The sequence below is a fragment of the Acidovorax sp. FHTAMBA genome (assembly GCF_038958875.1).
Taxonomy (GTDB): domain Bacteria; phylum Pseudomonadota; class Gammaproteobacteria; order Burkholderiales; family Burkholderiaceae_C; genus Acidovorax.
In genome coordinates this window covers 3739150-3757535 of the sequence record NZ_CP152407.1, presented here as the reverse complement: position 1 = coordinate 3757535, position 18386 = coordinate 3739150, and the positions used below count along the sequence as shown (strand labels likewise).

Sequence of the window (18386 nt, the reverse complement as noted above, 5' to 3'; positions counted from 1 at the left end):
CAACCGGGGGGGGGCTGCCGCAAAAAAGCAGGCCGCTCGGTCGAGTATCGGGGCGTCCTCAGCCCAGCCGTGTCAGCTGATCGCGCAATCTGCCCAGCGTGGTGCCGAAGTCGGCAATGCGCTTTTTCTCCTGCTCGATCACCGCTGCAGGGGCCTTGGCCACAAAGGCTTCGTTTGACAACTTGTTGTTGGCCTTGGTGATTTCACCGTCGATGCGGGCGATTTCCTTGGACAGGCGGGCCTTCTCGGCGGCCACGTCGATCTCCATATACAAGCACATGCGGGCGTCACCGACCACGGCCACGGGTGCCGCCTGCGCAGCGGCCGCCCAGGCGGCTTCGTCGTCAAACACCTTCACCTCGCTGAGCTTGGCCAGCGCCTGCAGCACCGGGCCCACGCCACGCATGAACTCGGTGTCGCCCACCACGTACAGGGGCAGACGGGTGGAGGGAGACACGTTCATCTCGCCACGCAGCGCGCGGCAAGCATCCACCAGACCCTTCACGCGGCCCATGTGGGCAATCGCGGCCTCGTCGATCTTCTCGGGCTGGGCCTGCGGGTAGCGCGCAATGCTGACCGATTCGCCGGAGATACCGGCCACAGGCGCCACCACCTGCCACAGGGCCTCGGTGATGAACGGGATGACGGGGTGCGCCAGGCGCAGGATGGCTTCGAGCGTGCGGATCAGCGTGCGGCGCGTGGCGCGCTGCTGGGCCAGACCCACTTGTGGGTCTTCATGGTTCATGCCCTGCTGGATCTGCACCTTGGCAATCTCCAGGTACCAGTCGCAGTACTCGTTCCAGACAAAGTCATAGATCGTGTTGGCCACGTTGTCCAGGCGGTATTCCTCAAAGCCCTTGGCGACTTCGGCCTCGGTCTTTTGCAGCAGCGAGCTGATCCAGCGGTCGGCCTGGCTGAACTGCATGTAGCCGTGGGCGGGGCCGCCGGGCTGGCACTCTTCCTTGGTGTGCTCCTTCAGGCCACAGTCCTGGCCTTCGCAGTTCATCAGCACAAAGCGGCTGGCGTTCCAGAGCTTGTTGCAGAAGTTGCGGTAGCCCTCGCAGCGCTTGCTGTCGAAGTTGATGCTGCGGCCCAGCGATGCCAGTGCGGCAAACGTGAAGCGCAGCGCATCGGCACCGTAGGCCGGAATGCCTTCAGGGAATTCCTTTTGCGTGTTCTTGCGCACGGTGGGCGCGGTCTCTGGCTTGCGCAGGCCGGTGGTGCGCTTGTCGAGTAGCGGCTCCAGCGCAATGCCGTCGATCAGGTCCACGGGGTCAAGCACGTTGCCCTCGGACTTGGACATCTTCTTGCCCTGCGCATCGCGCACCAGGCCGTGGATGTACACATGCTTGAACGGCACGCGGCCCGTGAAATGCGTGGTCATCATGATCATCCGGGCGACCCAGAAGAAGATGATGTCGTAGCCCGTGACCAGCACGGTGCTGGGCAGGTACAGGTTGAAGTCGTCGGTGGCGCTGTCGCCCTGGTTGGGCCAGCCCATGGTGCTGAAGGGCACGAGCGCGGACGAGTACCAGGTGTCCAGCACGTCCTCGTCACGGCGCAGCATCTTGCCCGGGGCCTTGGCTTGTGCCTCGGCTTCGTCGCGGGCCACGATTACGTTGCCTTCTTCGTCGTACCAGGCCGGAATCTGGTGGCCCCACCACAGCTGGCGGCTGATGCACCAGTCCTGGATGTTGTTCATCCACTGGTTGTAGGTGTTCACCCAGTTTTCGGGCACAAAGGTCACTTCGCCGCTGGCCACGGCGTCGATGGCCTTTTGCGCAATGCTCTTGCCCGTGGGGTCCTGGTCGCTGACCTTGCTCATGGCGACGAACCACTGGTCGGTCAGCATCGGCTCGATCACCTGGCCGGTGCGGGTGCAGATCGGCACCATGAGCTTGTGCTTTTTCACCTCGACCAGCGCGCCGATGGCTTCGAGGTCGGCCACCACGGCCTTGCGGGCCACGAAGCGGTCCATGCCCTGGTACTTGGCGGGCGCGTTCTCGTTGATGGTTGCCTGCAGCGTCAGCACGCAGATCATCGGCAGCTTGTGGCGCTGGCCCACGGCGTAGTCGTTCTGGTCGTGCGCGGGCGTCACCTTGACCACACCGGTGCCAAATTCCTTGTCCACGTACTCGTCGGCGATCACCGGGATCTGGCGGTCGCACAGCGGCAGGTTGACCATCTTGCCGATGAGGTGGGTGTAGCGGGCATCCTCTGGGTGCACCATCAGCGCCACGTCGCCCAGCATGGTTTCAGGCCGGGTGGTGGCCACGGTCAGGCTGACCGAGCCCGAAGCCGCAAGGCTTCCATCAGGGTCTACCAGGGGGTAGGCGATGTGCCACAGCGAGCCGTCTTTTTCTTCGCTCTCGACCTCCAGGTCGGACACGGCGGACTGCAGCTTCGGGTCCCAGTTCACCAGGCGCTTGCCACGGTAGATCAGGCCCTGTTCATACAGCTTCACGAAGGTGTCGGTGACCACGGCGCTCAGCTTGTCGTCCATGGTGAAATATTCGCGGCTCCAGTCCACGCTGTCGCCCATGCGGCGCATTTGCGTGGTGATGGTGTTGCCCGACTTTTCCTTCCACTCCCACACCTTGCTCACAAAGTTCTTGCGCGCCTCGGGCGGGGTGGGGCCCATGTCGTAGCGGCTGATGCCCTGCTCCTGCAACTGGCGCTCCACCACGATCTGCGTGGCGATGCCCGCGTGGTCGGTGCCGGGCACCCACACGGTGTTGTAGCCGCGCATGCGGTGGTAGCGCGTGAGGCTGTCCATGATCGTCTGGTTGAACGCATGGCCCATGTGCAGCGTGCCCGTCACGTTGGGGGGCGGCAGCTGGATGGAAAACGCGGGCTCGCCCGCCTGCGGTGCGCCCGTGCCACGGTGGCCCGCGGTGCCATACCCGCGCTTTTCCCATTCGGGGCCCCAGTGGGCTTCCAGCGCAGCGGGTTCAAACGACTTGGACAGGCTTTCGAGGCCGGGTTGTTGCACGGGCATGTTCATGGGGTGTGGCTATGGAAGAGGCGGCCGCAGGGGCGCCTCGACAGACGGACAAGAGGGTGAACCGGACATTTTAAGGGGAGGGCGCCCTTCGGGCTGGCGCAGGTGGACCCTGGGCGCCTTGGGCGACTGCGCCACGGCCGCCGCCGGAGGGCGCTATCCATTTGTTACCTTGATCCTCCCTGTGCCAGCGCCAGCGTCCTGATAATCGCGCCGCACGGAGCCCGAGGGGGGCGCGGCAACGCGAACCAGCTCCGTGCGTGCATGCGGACAACACCATAAAACACACCGTCAGAACCACCATGACTCTTCAATCTGCTCTCAAAACGGGCTTGCTCAAGGTCTTTGTCTATGCGCTGCTCGCGCTGTTCTTGATCCCGGCGTTGACATATGTCTTCACCGGCTACGCGCAGCGGGACAGGGATGAGCGTTTTGTCGCGGGCATCAGCCAGCGCATTGATGCCGAAAAAGGCATGCCGGCCTCTGAAAAACAGGCCCGCAAGGACTATTACCGCAGCAACCCGCCGTCCACCATCTGCAGCAGCACCGACCCCCAGGCGCAGGACTACCGCGCAGCCCTGTGCGAGCGCTATGGCGAGGTCTGGCAGTTCACCCTGGTGCGCACCGTGTCGCTGTGGACCATGGTGGTCAGCGCGCTGTTGCTGCTGGCCGTGCTGGGCCTGGGGGCGCTGGCCTTTGTTGACCGCAAGATGCAATACACGAGCTTTGTCACGGGCTGGCGGCTGACCACCTGGGCCAGTGCTGCATCGTTGCTGGTGCAGGGCGCGCTGGCGGTGTGGCTGTCGTTCTGGGTCACCGCCTTCTTCTTTCACCAGTACTCGCCCAAGTTCATCGTCCTCGTGGGGCTGGCGGTGGCGCTGGGGGTTTTTGTGGCCGTGGCAGGCATCTTCAAGCGCGTGCACTGGGACAACCAGGCCGTGGGCGAGCTCGTGTCCGAAGCCGATGCGCCTGTGCTGTGGAAGCGCATCCGCCAGCTGGCCCAGCGCCTGAACACCGAGCCGCCGCGGAACATCGTGGCCGGCATCGACGCCAACTTCTTTGTGACCGAGGCGCCGCTCACCGTGGGCAACCACACGCTCACGGGCCGCACGCTGTTCGTCAGCCTGCCGCTGCTGCGCATCCTCGACCAGTCCGAGGCGGACGCCGTGCTGGGCCACGAGCTGGCCCACCTGCGCGGGGGCGACACCCGCAGCAGTGCGCGCCTGGGCCCCAAGCTGGTGCAGTTCGACCACTATCGCCACGCCATCCGCGCCGGAGGACTTTCGGCCGTCGTGTCGCCCGTGCTGGACCTGTACCGCACCATCTTCGAGATTGCCCTGGCACGCGACAGCCGCGAGCGCGAGTTCAAGGCCGACCGCATTGCGGCCAAGCTGGTGTCACCCGCGGCGATTGCCCAGTCGCTGGTCAAGATTGCCGCCTACGCACAGTACCGCGACAGGATCGAAGACGAACTGTTCGGCCAGAACCAGCGGCACGACAACCAGCTGGGCATCGCCCGCTATGTGGCAACGGGCCTGGCGCCTTATGCCGCGTCGGCCGATTTTCTGGACGCCATGAAGACGGCCAACGTGCCGCACCCGTTTGATTCGCACCCCGCCATGACCGATCGGATGCGCAACGTGGGCATGAGCCTGGCAGAGTCCGATTACGGTGCGATCGCCGTGCGCGCACCCACCGCCACCTGGGCGCAGGAGATTCTGACGGCGGACGACATCGAGCAACGCCTGTGGAGCGCCTACGAAACAGAGTTTGCCCAGGACCACGAGCGCAGCCTGGCCTACCGCTACGAGCCCGCCACCGATACAGAGCGCGCGGTGGTGCTCAAGTACTTTCCGCCGGTGTCTTTCGCGCTCAAGGGCGACGCCACGGTGGAGGTGAGCATCGATGGCATCCGCACCTCGGCCGACGGCACGACCGTGTTCTGGGATGCGGTGAAAGACCTGCAGTTCAAGGAGAGCAGCCTGGGCAATGCCCTGGTGGTGACCCATCCCGAAAAGGGCGTGATCGGCCAGAAGACCACCAAGATCAAGTTGCCCGGCCTCAAGAAGGAGAAGGACCACTTCAATGCCGTGCTGGGCGCTTACTGGCAACGGCACCAGATCATGCGCGTGCAGCAACTGGAAGGCTGATCACCGGTGCTGCAGGTTCCCGGGATCGGATTGCTATCAAAATAAGAGCTGTAAGCGCTTTATGGTAAAGCGCTGCAGCCTGTTTTTTCCATAAATCCAACCGGATGGGCGCCCCACGGAATGGAGCGCATGGCTGTGGTCCGTCAGCCCTTCACATACTCGGGCCGGTCGTTTTGCTGGGGCTTGAGCGGGGCTGCCACCTTGTCCTCAGCCCGCTCTTTGCGCCACTGCTCCTTGCGCGCGGTCCATTCGGCCAGACGGGCATGGGCCACGGTGCTGTCCTTGGCCATCTGCTCCTCGTCGGCCAGCTGGGCCGACAGTTCCAGGCGGATGCCGTTGGGGTCAAAGAAATAGATGCTGTGAAAGATGTGGTGGTCCGTCACGCCCAGCACTTCTATGCCGTGGGCTTCCAGGCGCTTCTTGGTGTTCTCCAGCTCCTGCACCGTGTCCACCCGGAAGGCGATGTGGTTGACCCACAGCGGCGTGTTGGGCGAGGGCTCGGCCTTCACGTCATCGCCCAGGTCGAAGAAAGCGATGAAGGAGCCGTCCTTCAAGCGAAAGAAGAAGTGCGTGTAGGGGCAGTATTCGCCCGTGCTGGGCACGTAATCGCTCTGGATGATGTGATACAGCGGCAGGCCCAGGATGTCTTCGTAGAACTGGCGCGTTTCCTCGGCGTCACGCGCCTTGTAGGCGAAGTGGTGCAGCTGCTGGATGGCGGCCGGTGGGGGGAGCGTGGCCAGGTCAGGTTTCAGGATGGCGTTCATGCAGTGTCTCCTCAAAGCGGTTTGCGGATTCTACTATTCGTAATTGATTTACGTTAAGTTGAATTTTGACCCTGACCCCCACATTGAAAAAGCCCCCCGCTGCGTTCAGGCTGCGGGGGGCTTTTGTGCCACGGTCTGGGCGGTGACGGATGCCGGTTATTGCTTGACGGCTTCGATCTGCAGCACCAGGCGCACGTTCTTGGGGAAGCCCCAGTCAATGCCGTAGTTCACGCCGAAAGCGGTGCGGTCGATGGTGGTTTCGAAGTCGCCGCCGCACACCTCGCGCTTGAGCATGGGGCTGTCGTAGCAGGCAAACTGGTTGGCCTTGAGGGTGACGGGCTGGGTCTTGCCCAGCAGCGTGAGCTTGCCGTCGACCGATGCGAGCTTGTCGCCATTGAAGTTGAACTTGTCCGAGGCAAACGTGGCCTTGGGGTGCTTGGCGGCGTCCAGCAGCTCGGCGCTTTGCAGGTGCTTGTCAAAGGCGGCGGTGCCGGTGGTGACCGAGGCGACGTCGAACGCGATCTCCACCTTGCCGCTCTTGCCGACCTTGTCGAACTGCACGGTACCTTCTTTTTTGTCAAAGCGGCCGCGGTTCACGGCGGCGCCAAAGTGGCTGATCTCGAAGGTGGCAAAGGTGTGCGTGGGGTCGATGGCGTAGGTGGCGGGCGCTGCGTGGGCGGCGGTGGCCACAACAGCGGTGGCGGCGAGGGCGAAAAGGGATTTGCGCATCAAAAACTCCTGAAAAAACAGTTGAAAAAAAAGAAACGGAAAAAATTACAGCTTGCCCACGCCGGTCAGCGCGAGCTTGAACTTCACCTGAACGTCGTCGGCCACCATCGAGGTGTCGGCCCACTCGTTCTCGCCGATCTTGAAGGCCAGCCGCTTGATGGGCAGCGCACCCGCTGCGGTGGTGGTGGCACCGGATTGCGTGAGGGTGACGGGCACCACCACACTTTGCGCATGGCCCTTGATCGTGAGCGTGCCCGCCACATCAAACTTGCCACCACCCAGCGCCTTGATGCTGGACGACTCGAACTGCGCCTGGGGGAATTTGGGCACGTTGAACCAGGTGGGCTTGGGCAGCTCGGCATCGGTTTCGCGAGAGCCCAGCGTGGCACTGCCGGTATCCACCGTGAAACGGATCTTGCTGGTGGCCAGCTTGGTCGGGTCAAACGCCACTTGGGCGCTGAAGGTCTTGAAGTGGCCTTCCAGCGGCACACCCATCTGGCGGGCCGTGAACTTCACCTCGCTCTGCGCTGGCACCAGTTGCTGCTGGGCCAGGGCGGCCTGGGCGGTGACTGCCAGGGCGGTGCCCAGCACCAGGCGGGAGAGGGTGGAAGACAGATTCATGCGGGAACTCCAATCAAAAACAGAAGGCGAAATGCGGACTTCGTGGTGTGGTGTGGGGCACGGTGGCCGGGGCCCGCGGCTGAAGGTGCGAGCTTTCCATGCGCCAGGCGCCGCAGCGGGCTCAGGGCAGCATGCGCGCCAGCAAGCCATCACGGTCGATGAAGTGGTGCTTGAGGGCTGCCGCAATGTGCAGCACCACCATCCCTGCGAGCGCGTAGGCCGTCACCTGGTGCCAGGGCTTGATGGCCTCTGCGAGGCTCTCGCTCACCGGGACCAGGTCGGGCAACTGCCAGACCCCGAGGAACACGATGGGGAACCCGGCCGCCGAGCTGTAGGCCCAACCGATCAGCGGCACCGCAAAAAACAGCGCGTAAAGCAGGTAGTGCGTGGCATGGTGGGCCAGCTTCTGCCATCCGGGCATGGCCTGCTGCACCTTGGCTGGCAGTGCGGGGGGCCGGTGCACCAGGCGCCACACCAGGCGCAGGGCCGACAGCGCAAGCAACGTCACGCCCGCCCATTTGTGCCAGTTGTAGAGCTTGAGCCGCTGTGGCGAAAACGGCAGGCTCGTCATGTAGAGCCCCACAGCAAACAGGCCCACCAGTGCCAGGCCCAGCACCCAGTGCAAAAGCATGGCGGTGTGTGTGTACCGGGGCGCGGGGGTGGCCGTGGAAGGGGCAGTTGAAGTCATCAAAAAAACGTGCGTGGGTCTGAAAGGGGGAGGGGCCGGGCTCGCACAGTCGGTGCGGCGCTCAGGCGATGACGCAGTGTAGGAACCGGCGGCCCCCTGCTGCTTCAGGCAGATTGATGCCACAATTCAAAAAATATGAATTGATGTGGCTTGAATGCTCAAAGTTCCCCAATGCTCGCGGCGCGCATGTTGCAGCGCGGGGCCGCTGCAAGTGAAGGGGGCTGGTGATGTGCCGCTGCGCGGCTTGTGCGGCTCACCTAGCGGCTGAGCGCGGCCTTCTTCCAGGCCTCGGCCGCAGTGGCATCGTCGCCGCGTGCTTGCGCCAGCTCCGCCAGCGTACGCCAGGCGCTGGCACGCAGGCCCGCGTCGCCAAGCTGCAAGCTGGCCTGGGTGAGCAACTGCTGCGCTTTGCCCCACAGCTGGCGCTTGCGGCAGGCCATGCCTGCAAGGTATTGCAGGCGCGCATCGCGCGGGTTGGCCTGGTAGGCCGTTTCGATGCGGGCGAGCCAGGCGGGGTCGAGCTCGTCCAGACCGGACTCCAGCGCACGCACCAGTTTGAGCGCATGGTGCTCGGCCAGCGCGTCGGGCAGGTCCACCATGCGTTCCCACACGGGCAGGAGCCACGCGCGCACCAGTGTGCCATCGCCTCCCAGGGCGGCAAGCCGCTGCGCTGCATGGATGGCCAGCTCGGGCATGTTGCGTTCAGCGGGCTCCAGCGACATCCAGACCCGTTGCAGCTGGGCGGTGTCGTGCGCGCTGTTGATGAGCTCGATGGCCAGGCCCCGCACAATGCTTTGTGCTGCGCTGGGGGAGAACGCACGGTGCTTGGCCAGCAGCCGCGCGGTGTCCAGGGCGTCCTGGGTCTGGCGCGCCAGGCGGGTGGCCTTGAGCTTGATGCGCAGCGCCAGGGTACGGCGTGCCGCGCCCTGTGGCAGGGCGGCCAGGCGCTCCAGGGCTGCGTCCGCATCGCGGTCGTCCAGGGACCAGCGCGCAGCGCGCATCTGGGCACCTTCGCGCATCTCCTGCTCGTTCACGCTGCCGCGCGCGGGGGCTTGCTGCAAGGCGTCCTGCAGATGGCTCTCGCGCGTGGCGCCATCCTGCAGCGCGTGGGAGGCCTCGGCTGCAATCATGTGTGCCAGCGCGCGCAGTTGCCGCCCGTGCGGCACGGTTTCGCCGGCTGCGGCCAGCGCGTTTTCCTGCGACAGCGCGGCAACCGCGGCCTTGCGCGACCGGATGAAGCGGCCGCCGAGCATGTGGGTCAGTGCGTCGAGCAAGGCCGCGTGCATGGCGCGTTCTTTTTGCTGAACGCGCCAGCGGCGTGCCTGGTGGGGCAGCTCCAGCAGCGCGGCCAGGGCACGCAGCGCGGCATAGATGGTGACAAAGCTGCCGACCAGCAGCAGCACCACCATGTTGAGAGACAGGTCGATGCGGTAAGGCGGCCAGTACAGTGTGACGGTGCCCTGATTGTTGCCCGCAAACAGCGCTGCGGCCACGGCCACGCCAAACAACGCCAAAAGCCAAAGTGCAGCGCGCATATCAGTTCAGTTATCCATTGCGCTGCGCGCAGCCTTTAGCCAATGCAACGGCGCGCACAAGGCGAGCGCCCCCGTGGAACTGGCTTTGCCAGGCCACTGGGGGCGTCCCCCTTGGGGGAAGGTGCAAAGCGACTCAGGGGGCATCTTTATCTCCCCGCAGCGGCGGTCGCTAGCGCCGACAGGGTTTCGTCCAGGCGTGGCTGCTCTGCGGCCTTGATGCTGGCCTGCGCGGTCTGCAAGGTGCTGGCGGCGTTCTGGGTGCGGCGCGAGGCCGGGTCGAAGTATTTGTTCAGGGCCACCGTGGCGGCTGCCAGATCCGCCCGGGCGGACTCGAACTGGCGGGCCAGTACCCCGAGGCGCGCGTTGAGCAGCTTGAGCTTGAGGTTCTCGCGCAGGAAGAAGGTCTGTTCGGGCGCCAGCAAGATGGCCTCGGGCTGGTCGATGCGGCTTACGCGCACCAGGCCGCGGGCCTCGTCGCGCACCACCTCCCAGCTGCGCTGCAATGCGGCTTGCCACCAGGCCATGCCCTCGGTGGGGGTCGGGGCGGTGGTGCCCGGCGCAGGGGCCGCCGCCGCAGCCGCCAGCCGGCGCGTGGCAGCAGCCTGGGCCACAGCATTGAGCACGGGCAGGTCGTCCACCTGGCGCACCAGGTCATCCAGACGCGCCAGCAGGCCCGCGGTATCGGTAACGGTGGCGCGGGTCAGGCGGTCCAGGTCGCGGCCAATGGCACGTTGCACAGGGGCCAGCCGGGGCTGGGCGGCACGCTCGATGCGCTGGTCGGCACTTTTGAGTGCGGCCACCAGCGGCTCCAGGCTGCCGGTGAGCTGTGCCTGTTGCAGCGCGAGCCGGATGGCAGATTCGATGTCCACCACCAGGTTCTCATCGCGCGAGCGTGACAGGCTTTGCATGAGTTCTTCCAGCTGGCTGCGCTGCAGGGCCACTTCGCTCACGCGCGCCTCGGCCACGGACAGGCGGGCGGCAGTGTCACGCACCAGCTCCTCCGCCTGGCGGGCCATCGTGCGGGCCTCAATGGCCTGGGCACCCGCGTCGGCAGACTGCCGGGCCAGCTGTTCCTGGATGGAGCTGAGTTTTTGCCAGAGCAGACCACTGCTGACAAGCGCGGCAGCCGCTACGGCTCCCAGCAGCAGCGTCACGGCGCCACCCCGGCCGGCCGCCGGTGCAGTAGCGGCGGCAGGTGCCAGGGGCGTGGCAGGCACAGGGCTGACGGCGGGGGGGCTGGTCAGGTCGTCGGGGGGCGCGGAGCTCATGCGGCCGATTCTATCGAGGCCACCACGTCGTCCAGCGCCGGTCGGCATTCCCCCACGGTGCCAAAGCCCGCTGCGCGGGCCGCTTCGGCAATGCGCGGGTGCGTGGCCAGTGCATGTGCGGCGCCCCAGTGCTGGCCGGGCAGGGCTTCGGCCAGGTGGGCCACGGCTTCGGAGCTGCTCAGCAGCCAGAGGGATCCGTCGCAAGCCGCCTGTTGCGCCAGCGCCACCTCGTGCGCTGAAAAGTGGGGCGCGCCGCGTTGGTAAGCCACCACAAATTCCACCATGCCACCCGCCGCTTCAATCTGGCGCGCCAGCCAGTCGCGGCCGTTGCCCTGGCTGCTGTCGTGCGCTCCCTGGGCTGTGGCAGAGCGCCCGCGCACGATCAGCACGCGGTCGCCGGGCCGGATCTGGGCGGCCACTTGCTGCCACAGCGCTTCCGAGTCGAACTGCGGCGCATCGGGCGCCGGGCCATCGATGCAGTCGGGCGGCACGCCGGCTTGCTCCAGTGCGCGCACGGTGCCGGGGCCGGGGGCCCATGCTCTTGTTTTGATAGCTGCAAGCGCTTGACCATCAAGCGCTGGAGGCTTATTTTGTTCAAAAAAATGGACCACAGCATTGCCGCTCACAAACATCAGTGCGCGGTACTGTGCGAGCCGGGCCTGTGCCTCTCGGAGCGCCTGCACTGCCGCCGCATCACGGCAGGGGCCGATGTCGATGAGCGGCAGCGCCACGGCGGTGATACCGCGCGCGCCCAGCAGCCCCACCCACTGCGCGGCCTCGCGCGAGGGCCGCGTGACGATCACCCGTGGCGTGGGCATGGCACTCAGTTCTGCGTGAAATCCGCGCCTCGTGCACCACCTGCTCGCAGCTGCTGCGCGATCGCATCGCCCAGGGCTTCGGCCTGGTCCAGGGTGGTGACAGCCGCACTGGCCGTTGCGCGCACCAGCGGGGCTTGCGCCTGCACGTCGCCCCAGGCGGCATCGAGCTGCAAGACACCGTTGCTGAACGTGCCGTGCGCGGCCAACGGCATCGAGCAGCTGCCCCCCATGGCGCGGCTCACGGCACGCTCGGCAGCCACCGTGAGCCACGTGGACTGGTGGGCCAGCGGGGCCAGTGCGGCGATGAGGTCTTGCCGGTCGCTGCGCACTTCAATGCCCAAGGCGCCCTGGCCCGCGGCGGGCAGCATGGCCGTGGGCGCAAACGTGGCGCGGATGCGGGATTCGAGCCCCAGGCGCTTGAGGCCCGCCGCTGCCAGCACGATGGCGTCGTACTGTCCTTCGTCCAGCTTGCGCAGGCGGGTGTCGAGGTTGCCACGCAAGGGCTCGATCTTCAGGTCGGGCCGCAGGGCCTGCAGCAGCACCTGGCGGCGCAGGCTGGAGGTGCCGACCACGGCGCCCTGGGGCAGGGCATCGATGTTTTCATAGCGAGGCGACACGAACGCATCGCGCGGGTCCTCGCGCTCCATCACGCAGGCCAGCGCAAAGCCCTCGGGCAGCTCCATGGGCACGTCCTTGAGCGAGTGCACGGCGATGTGGGCGCGGCCTTCTTCCAGCGCCACTTCCAGCTCCTTCACGAACAGGCCCTTGCCACCCACCTTGGACAGCGAGCGGTCCAGAATCTGGTCGCCCTTAGTCGTCATGCCCAGCAGCTCCACGGTGTGACCGCGTGCCTGAAGCAGAGCCTTCACATGCTCGGCCTGCCACAGCGCCAGGCGGCTTTCGCGGGTGGCGATGACGATATGAAGGGGGCTGCTGGAGTTGCTCAAGTTCGTAACCTGTTTGTAATCTTTCAGGGGCGGGCGATGCTAGCATGCGCCCGCACCGGGGCTGGTGCCGCCTGCGGTGATGCGGGCCTGCGGCACCGGGCCATACCTTCCATTCCCGGAGACACCTGCATGAAACGATCCGACAAGGACCAGCCCCTGATCGACGACATCCGCTTGCTCGGCCGCATTCTGGGCGATGTGATCCGGGAGCAGGAGGGCGTGGCGGCGTATGAGCTGGTCGAGCAGGTGCGCAAGCTCTCGGTGGCCTTCCGTCGCGATGCCGACCAGGAGGCCGACCGCGCGCTCAAGAAGCTGCTCAAGTCCCTCTCGGGCGACCAGACGGTGAGCGTGATCCGGGCCTTCACCTACTTCAGCCACCTGGCCAACCTGGCCGAAGACCGCCACCACATCCGTCGCCGCGCCGTGCACGAGCGTGCGGGCGACACGCAGGAGGGCAGCATTGAGGTGGCCCTGTCACGCCTGCGCTGGGCCGGCATTGCGCCCAAGACCATCGCGCAAACGCTGGCCGGCAGCTACGTGGCGCCGGTGCTCACCGCCCATCCCACCGAGGTGCAGCGCAAGAGCATTCTGGACGCCGAGCGCGACATCGCCCAGCTGCTGGCCACGCGCGACGACATCCAGGTGCGCGCCCAGCTTTACAACAGCGCCAAGGATGCGCTCACCCCGCGTGAGCTGGCCGCCAACGAAGCGCTGCTGCGCGCCCGCGTGGCCCAGCTGTGGCAGACGCGCCTTTTGCGCTACAGCAAGCTCACCGTGGCGGATGAGATCGAGAACGCGCTCTCTTATTACGAGGCCACCTTTCTGCGCGAGATTCCCAAGATCTACGCCGACCTGGAGAGTGAACTGGGCCAATACCCCGTACACAGCTTCTTGCGCATGGGCCAGTGGATCGGCGGCGACCGCGACGGCAACCCCAACGTGACCGCGCAAACCCTGCAATACGCCATGCGCCGCCAGGCCGATGTGGCGTTGCGCCATTACCTGACCGAAGTGCATTACCTGGGCGGCGAACTGTCGCTGTCGGCCCGCTTGGTGCAGGTGTCGGCCGAGATGGAGGCCCTGGCCCAACGCTCGCCCGATACCAACGAACACCGGCAGGACGAGCCCTACCGCCGCGCGCTCACGGGCATCTATGCGCGCCTGGCCGCATCCCTCAAGGACCTGACCGGCGGAGAGGCCGCGCGCCATGCCGTGGCCCCACAAAATGCCTACGTCAGTGCCGACGAGTTTCTGGCCGACCTGCGTGTGATCGAAGCCTCGCTCCAATCGCACCACGGCGAAGCGCTGGCGCAAGAGCGCCTGCACCCGCTGATCCGCGCCGTGCAGGTGTTTGGCTTTCACCTCGCCACCGTGGATTTGCGCCAAAGCTCCGACAAGCACGAAGAAGTGGTGGCCGAGCTTCTGGCCAAGTCCCGCATCGAGCCGAACTACGCGAACCTGCAAGAGGCCGCCAAGCGCGCACTGCTGATCAAACTGCTGAACGACGCGCGCCCCCTGCGAGTGGTGGGCGCCGAATACTCGGCCCATGCGCAGGGCGAGCTGGCTATCTTTGAAACCGCCCGCGTCATGCGCGAGCGCTTCGGGCACGAGGCCATCCGACACTACATCATCAGCCACACCGAAACGGTGAGCGACCTGCTTGAAGTGCTGCTGCTGCAAAAGGAAGTGGGCCTGATGAATGGCACGCTCGATGCCGAATCGCGCAACCACCTCATCGTGGTGCCCCTGTTCGAGACCATTGAAGACCTGCGCAATGCCGCGCCCATCATGCGCGAGTTCTACGCACTGCCCGGCGTGGCCGCGCTGGTGCAGCGCAGCGGCGGCGAGCAGGACATCATGCTCGGCTACAGCGACAGCAACAAGGACGGCGGCATCTTCACCAGCAACTGGGAGCTGTACCGCGCCGAAATCGCCCTCGTCGAACTCTTCGACGAACTCGCCACCAGCCATGGCATTCAGCTGCGCATGTTCCACGGCCGCGGCGGCACCGTGGGCCGGGGGGGCGGCCCGAGCTACCAGGCCATCCTGGCGCAGCCCCCCGGCACCGTGCGCGGCCAGATCCGCCTGACCGAGCAGGGCGAGGTCATCGCCTCCAAATACGCCAACCCCGAGATCGGCCGCCGCAACCTCGAAACCCTGGTGGCCGCCACGCTGGAGGCCACGCTGCTGCAGCCCACCAAGCCTGCCACCAAGGCCTTCCTGGATGCGGCCGCGCAGCTCTCGCTGGCCAGCATGGGCAGCTACCGAGCGCTGGTGTACGAGACGCCGGGCTTTACTGAATATTTCTTCAACTCCACCCCCATCCGCGAGATCGCCGAGCTGAACATCGGCTCGCGCCCCGCCAGCCGCAAGGCCAGCCAGAAGATCGAAGACCTGCGCGCCATCCCCTGGGGCTTCAGCTGGGGCCAGTGCCGCCTCACGCTGCCCGGCTGGTTTGGCTTCGGATCGGCGGTGGATTCGTTCATCAACGCCGAAGGCAAGGACCCCAAGGCCCAGCTGGCGCTGCTGCAGAAGATGTACCGCCAGTGGCCGTTCTTTCGCACCCTGCTGTCCAACATGGACATGGTGCTGGCCAAGAGCGACCTGGCTCTGGCCTCACGCTACAGCGAACTCGTGACCGATGCGCGTCTGCGCAAGAAGGTGTTCACCAGTATTGAGGCCGAGTGGCACCGCACGGCCGATGCACTCACCCGCATCACGGGCGACAAGCAGCGTTTGACGCACAACACGGCGCTGGCCCGATCCATCAAGCACCGCTTTCCGTACATCGATCCGCTGCACCACTTGCAGGTGGAGCTGGTGCGCCGCTGGCGCGCTGGGCAGGGCGACGAGCGGGTGCAGACGGGGATTCATATTTCCATCAACGGGATTGCGGCAGGGCTGCGCAATACGGGTTGATCTTTTGGGGGCGCTCAGGATTCAGTCCCCCAGCAGTTCCCCCACGGCCTTCAGGTCCTCCACCCGGTCGCACACGGCCTTTACGGCCATCATCACCGGGATGCCCAGCAGCAGGCCCCACAGGCCCCACAGCCAGCCCCAGGCCAGCACGCTGACAAAAACCGCCACGGGGCTCATGCTGCTGGTGCGGCTGGTGAGCCAGGGGGTGAGCAGGTTGCCCACCAGGGTGTGGATGACCAGCGATGCACCGCCGATGGCCAGCGCCATGTCCAGGGTACCGAACTGCAGAAACGCCACCAGGGCCGATGCGCCGGTGACCAGGGCCGAGCCGATGTAGGGTGCGAGGTTCAGCACACCGGCCACCACGCCCCACACGGCAGCGTTCTCCAGGCCCAGGGCCCAGTAGGCGACACCCGTGGCCACGCCGACCAGCACGCTGGTGACCACCTGCACCAAGAGGTAGCGCTGGATCTGGTTGGTGATGTCCTCCAGCACATGGATGGTGATCTTGCGCCGCTCAAAGCTCGTGCCGGCGATGCGCAGCAGCTTGTTGCGAAACAGGTTGCCCGATGCCAGCGCAAAGTAGGTCAGGAACACCACCACCGTGAGCTGCCCGAGTGCGGACATCAGCCCCATCGTGCCGCTCCAGAGGTAGTCGCGGATATTGAACGGCGGGCGCTCCACCACCACGCGTTGCACCCCGCGCCGGGGCGGGCTTGCGGCGCTGCTTTCGGTGGCGGCCTGCTCGATCTGATTGGCGGCCTTTTGCACGTTATCCAGTGGGCTCGCGGTGCCGGTGCGGGTCTTCAGGCTGTCCCGCACTTTCTTGGCGGCAACAGGCAGCGAATCCACCAGTTGCACAGCGCCGTCACTGAGCGACCAGGCCGTGCTGGCCAGCCCCCCCACGATGGCGATGAGCAGCACCCCGGCACCCAGCCAGCGGGGTACATGCCAGCGCCGCATGAATTCGACAATGGGCCGCAGCGCCGTGGTGAGCAGCAGGCTGAGCATGATGGGGATGAACACGGCGCTGGCCCAGTGCAGCAAGGCCACACTGGCAAACAGCGCCAAGAGGGCCAGCGACACATTGCGCACATCCACCGGCATGTGGAGCATGAGCGGGCCGCTGAAAGGGGACGGCGCCACGGCGGCTTCCGCTGCGGCGCCGGGCAGCGGCGTGGGCGGGGGGACATTGGAGGAAGAGCTTTCTGCAGCCGCCGTAACCTGCGGTGGGGAAGCCGGGTCAGGTGCTGGTGCGCTGCCCTGCGCGGCAGAGGGGCCGGGCAGGGGCGCCACGGGCTGGTCGGGGGTGGTGGGGGCGGCAGGCTCGGTCATGCGCGGATTGTGCGGCAGGCCGCAACCGCGTTGTGTAGGCGGCCACCCCAGCGCCCCGGAGGCGGCACCGAAAGCGGCGCAAACAGGGCGCTTATTGCCCGATGGCCGTTGTGCCCGGCCATTACGATGGCGCCATGCCATTGCTTTGCATGCATTTCAACCCTCTCCTGCCGCCAAAGGGTCCCTGCGCATGAACCACCACCCATCCAACAACGGAGTGCGGCCGAGGCTGGCTGCTGCTGCCGCTGTGGCCGCGCTGCTGCTGCTCGGGGGCTGCGCTTCGCTGGACGTGCCCCGCGCCGACAACTACCCCGCCTCCGACCAGAAGAAGGCGCGGGCCGTCCACCATTGGGATGTGCTGGCCGATGACGTCGCCCACCGCATAGCCGACAAGATCAGCGCCTGGCCCGCGGGCGAGTACCCGATCTTTGTGGCTGCCTCCCCCGGCGATTCCAGTTTCAACAACGGCTTTCGCAAACTGCTCATCACGCGGCTGCTGGACCGGGGTGTCACGCTGTCCACCCAGCCTGCCGCGGTCACGCTGACTTTTGAGACCCAGCTGGTGCAGCACGAGGCACGGGTCAACAGCACGGGCCCCTTGCCCTGGACACGCCTTGCGCTGGGAGTGGGCGTGGCGCGGGACTGGTACCTGTACCAGCAAAGCGCCGGGTCTGTGCTGGCGGGCATCACGGCCCTGGGCGTTGTCACCGATCTCACGCAGTACGCCATCAGCGGACCGGCTGCAGGCGGCCCCACACGCACCGAGGTGCTCATCACCACCTCCCTGGAGAGCGGAGACCGGTATCTGGCCCGCACCGCGGATGTGTATTACATCGAACAAGAGGACTCGGCGCTGTACCGGGCCAAGGTGGCCGAGCCCCCCATGCCCCCGCCGCCCACGGCGGTGAAGACCTGGCGGGTGGTAGCGCCATGACGGCGTTTTTGCTCGGTTGCCGAAGTGCGCGGTCGGCGCGCTGGACGGCCTTTCCGTTGCTGGCGCTGGCGTTGCTGGTGCAGGGCTGCGCCACTAGCCCCATGCATACCTATTACTACGGCGACAGGTCTGCGGGCCTGCAGCGTACCAACCTCATTGATACCAACGAAAGGGCTGCAGACGCGTTGCTGGATAACGCACCGCTGGACGCCAGCCAGCCCGTGCTGGTGGCGACGCTGGTCCATGTGGACCGGCTGACCGAGTCTTCGCGGCTGGGCCGCATCTTCTCGGAGCAGATTGCAGGCCGCATGGTGCAGCGTGGCCTGAAGGTGACCGAGGTCAAGATGCGCGAGAACCTGCTGCTGCAGCGCGACCAGGGCGAACTGTTGTTGTCGCGCGAGGTGCGCGAGGTAAGCCAGGCGCAGGACGCGCAGGCGGTGGTGGTGGGCACCTATGCGGTGTCCACGTCGGTGGTGTACATCAGCCTCAAGCTGGTGAACCCGGTGGGCAACACCGTGGTGGCGGCGCACAACTATGTGGTGCCCATGGATGAGAACGTGCGCGCCCTGCTGACGGGAAGGTGACCGCAGATGGCGAGCACCGCCGCATCGCGGCAAGCAACAAAGCCCCGGGAGGGGCTGTGTTGTTAGTATGAAATCGATAGCTACCAGCGCTTA

General features: G+C 66.0%; 14 protein-coding genes. 4 read left to right on the top strand and 10 right to left on the bottom strand.

The genetic code is table 11. The annotated features are described in order from the left end of the window. Window positions 1–58: 58 nt before the first annotated feature. On the bottom strand, window positions 59–3004 hold the full coding sequence (locus AAFF19_RS17525; protein WP_342720662.1) for a valine--tRNA ligase: 2946 nt from the start codon (window positions 3002–3004) through the stop codon (window positions 59–61). 299 nt (window positions 3005–3303) lie between these two features. On the opposite strand from AAFF19_RS17525, the gene AAFF19_RS17520 reads away from it, so the two are divergent. Further along, window positions 3304–5151 (top strand): M48 family metalloprotease, encoded by a 1848-nt coding sequence (locus tag AAFF19_RS17520; protein WP_342720661.1) that lies wholly within the window; start codon window positions 3304–3306, stop codon window positions 5149–5151. A gap of 143 nt (window positions 5152–5294) precedes the next feature. Here the strand turns inward: AAFF19_RS17520 and AAFF19_RS17515 are convergent, their stop codons facing one another. The 8 genes from AAFF19_RS17515 to hemC form a co-directional block, all read right to left on the bottom strand. Further along, window positions 5295–5915 (bottom strand): VOC family protein, encoded by a 621-nt coding sequence (locus AAFF19_RS17515; protein WP_342720660.1) that lies wholly within the window; start codon window positions 5913–5915, stop codon window positions 5295–5297. 156 nt (window positions 5916–6071) lie between these two features. Next, window positions 6072–6644: a YceI family protein gene (locus AAFF19_RS17510; protein ID WP_008902791.1), complete on the bottom strand. Its 573-nt coding sequence runs from the start codon at window positions 6642–6644 to the stop codon at window positions 6072–6074. A gap of 45 nt (window positions 6645–6689) precedes the next feature. Then, the gene (locus AAFF19_RS17505) at window positions 6690–7265 is read right to left on the bottom strand and encodes a YceI family protein (RefSeq protein ID WP_342720659.1); all 576 of its coding nucleotides are present in this window, start codon (window positions 7263–7265) and stop codon (window positions 6690–6692) included. 121 nt (window positions 7266–7386) lie between these two features. Beyond that, window positions 7387–7953: a cytochrome b gene (locus AAFF19_RS17500; RefSeq protein ID WP_342720658.1), complete on the bottom strand. Its 567-nt coding sequence runs from the start codon at window positions 7951–7953 to the stop codon at window positions 7387–7389. Window positions 7954–8210: 257 nt separating this feature from the next. Continuing rightward, on the bottom strand, window positions 8211–9488 hold the full coding sequence (locus AAFF19_RS17495; RefSeq protein WP_342720657.1) for a heme biosynthesis HemY N-terminal domain-containing protein: 1278 nt from the start codon (window positions 9486–9488) through the stop codon (window positions 8211–8213). A 146-nt stretch (window positions 9489–9634) separates the two neighbouring features. Then, window positions 9635–10756, bottom strand: a complete 1122-nt coding sequence (locus AAFF19_RS17490; protein WP_342720656.1) for a uroporphyrinogen-III C-methyltransferase — start codon at window positions 10754–10756, stop codon at window positions 9635–9637. Next, window positions 10753–11574, bottom strand: a complete 822-nt coding sequence (locus AAFF19_RS17485) for a uroporphyrinogen-III synthase (protein WP_008902796.1) — start codon at window positions 11572–11574, stop codon at window positions 10753–10755. Before AAFF19_RS17485 ends, AAFF19_RS17490 begins: the two co-directional genes overlap by 4 nt. 5 nt (window positions 11575–11579) lie before the next feature. Further along, entirely contained in the window at window positions 11580–12521 is a 942-nt protein-coding gene (hemC, locus tag AAFF19_RS17480) for a hydroxymethylbilane synthase (protein ID WP_008902797.1), read from the bottom strand. A gap of 129 nt (window positions 12522–12650) precedes the next feature. On the opposite strand from hemC, the gene ppc reads away from it, so the two are divergent. After that, window positions 12651–15440, top strand: a complete 2790-nt coding sequence (gene ppc / locus AAFF19_RS17475; protein ID WP_342720655.1) for a phosphoenolpyruvate carboxylase — start codon at window positions 12651–12653, stop codon at window positions 15438–15440. A gap of 21 nt (window positions 15441–15461) precedes the next feature. Here ppc and AAFF19_RS17470 read toward each other — a convergent pair whose 3' ends face one another. Next, window positions 15462–16775: an AI-2E family transporter gene (locus AAFF19_RS17470; protein WP_008902799.1), complete on the bottom strand. Its 1314-nt coding sequence runs from the start codon at window positions 16773–16775 to the stop codon at window positions 15462–15464. 190 nt (window positions 16776–16965) lie between these two features. On the opposite strand from AAFF19_RS17470, the gene AAFF19_RS17465 reads away from it, so the two are divergent. Together AAFF19_RS17465 and AAFF19_RS17460 are read left to right on the top strand one after the other, a co-directional pair. Beyond that, window positions 16966–17709: a hypothetical protein gene (locus AAFF19_RS17465; RefSeq protein WP_008902800.1), complete on the top strand. Its 744-nt coding sequence runs from the start codon at window positions 16966–16968 to the stop codon at window positions 17707–17709. After that, window positions 17706–18293, top strand: a complete 588-nt coding sequence (locus AAFF19_RS17460) for a FlgO family outer membrane protein (RefSeq protein WP_342720654.1) — start codon at window positions 17706–17708, stop codon at window positions 18291–18293. Before AAFF19_RS17465 ends, AAFF19_RS17460 begins: the two co-directional genes overlap by 4 nt. Window positions 18294–18386: the final 93 nt, after the last annotated feature.